Annotated in this window: 1 pseudogene; it reads right to left on the bottom strand. The window is 57.2% G+C overall.

Annotated elements, in window-relative coordinates:
* Positions 1–414 (bottom strand): annotated as a pseudogene (locus QP997_RS09780) (helix-turn-helix domain-containing protein); the annotation flags it as partial.

Raw genomic sequence — 414 nt, 5'->3', positions numbered from 1 at the left:
CACTCCCGGATCGCGGCTTTGAGTGCTGCGTGCTTATCCGGCTTGTTGAGGCGTTTCTGGTGGTAGAAGAACGTCGACCTCGGCATGCCTGCCGCATCCAAAAGGTATTGCAGACGATGCTGTGACTTGAGGATGACAATCGCCTGAACTTTCAGGCGTGTCCCTGGTTCCTCAAGTCCCGCAATTTTTTTAAGTAAGCGTTTTCCGCTTCCAACCGCGCGATCTGACGCCGCAGCTTGTCTTCTTCCGTAAGCCGCTTCGGTGCAGCCGAGCCCTTGGGCCTGCCCTTCGGCTTTGGCTTCAACGCGTCATCGCCGCCGTTGCGCCATTTCCGGAACCAATCTTTGACGAGCTGGTCTGACGACAGGCCAAACTCGCGGGCAAGATCCATTCTTGTCTCGCCGGCAAGGTAGC

It is taken from the genome of Corynebacterium sp. MSK039, from assembly GCF_030232315.1.
Lineage (GTDB): Bacteria > Actinomycetota > Actinomycetes > Mycobacteriales > Mycobacteriaceae > Corynebacterium.
The sequence above is the reverse complement of the archived record's forward strand: the minus strand, read 5'-3'. Positions and strand labels throughout refer to the sequence as shown.